Source organism: Micromonospora sp. AMSO12t (genome assembly GCF_008806585.1).
Taxonomy (GTDB): Bacteria; Actinomycetota; Actinomycetes; order Mycobacteriales; family Micromonosporaceae; genus Micromonospora; species Micromonospora reichwaldensis.
The window spans coordinates 1-1,076 of the sequence record NZ_WAAS01000525.1; the positions used below are offsets into that span (position 1 = coordinate 1).

The 1,076-nt window shown below is 68.2% G+C and carries 1 protein-coding gene and 1 pseudogene; both read left to right on the forward strand.

Annotated features, from left to right (window positions below):
• The first annotated feature begins 3 nt into the window (after positions 1–3).
• A complete protein-coding gene (locus F6X68_RS32765) occupies positions 4–783 on the forward strand; it encodes an electron transfer flavoprotein subunit beta/FixA family protein (protein WP_151457846.1) in 780 nt (259 codons plus the stop codon).
• 12 nt (positions 784–795) lie between these two features.
• A pseudogene (locus F6X68_RS32770) lies at positions 796–1,076 on the forward strand (electron transfer flavoprotein subunit alpha/FixB family protein); the annotation flags it as partial.

Genomic DNA, 1,076 nt, shown 5'->3' on the forward strand with positions numbered 1-1,076 from the left:
GCGATGAACATCGTCGTACTCGTCAAGCAGGTGCCCGATTCGGGCGCGGACCGCAGCCTGCGTGCTGACGACAACACCGTCGACCGCGGTTCGGCGAACAACGTGATCAACGAGATGGACGAGTACGCCATCGAGGAGGCGTTGAAGATCAAGGAGGCGCACGGGGGCGAGGTGACGGTTCTGACGATGGGTCCGGACCGGGCGACCGAGTCGATCCGTAAGGCGCTGTCCATGGGTCCGGACAAGGCGGTGCACGTGGTGGACGACGCCCTGCACGGGTCCTGCGCCGTGGCCACGTCGAAGGTCCTCGCTGCCGCGCTCGGTCAGTTGAACGCCGATCTGGTGTTGTGTGGCAGCGAGTCGACCGACGGCCGGGTGCAGGTCCTGCCGCACATGCTCGCCGAGCGGTTGGGCATCGCGGCGCTGACGGGTGCCCGCAAGCTCACCGTGGACGGTGCGACGTTGACGGTGGAGCGGCAGACCGAGGAGGGCTACGAGGTGGTCACCGCCTCGACGCCCGCCGTGGTGTCGGTGTGGGACACCATCAACGAGCCGCGGTATCCGTCGTTCAAGGGCATCATGGCGGCGAAGAAGAAGCCGGTGCAGACGCTCTCCCTGGGTGACCTCGGCGTCGCTGCGGCCGAGGTGGGTTTCGAGGGCGCGACCAGCGCCGTGCTGGAGCACACCAAGCGTCCGCCGCGTTCCGGTGGGGCGAAGGTCACCGACGAGGGCGACGGCGGCGTGAAGCTGGTCGAGTTCCTCGCCACCGAGAAGTTCGTGTGAGGGGTTGGGGTCATGTCTGAGGTTCTGGTCGTCGTCGAAGCCACTCGGGAGTTCGGCGTCAAGAAGGTCACCCTGGAGATGCTCACCCTCGCCCGCGAGCTGGGCACGGCGAGCGCGGTCGTGCTCGGTGGCCCCGGTGCCGCGGAGGCGTTGAGCGCCAAGTTGGGTGAGTACGGCGCGGAGAAGATCTACGCGGCCGAGAGCGAGGAGATCGACGGCTACCTGGTGGCCCCGAAGGCGACCGTGGTGGCCGAGCTGGTCTCGCGCGTGCAGCCGGCCGCGGTGCTGTTGGC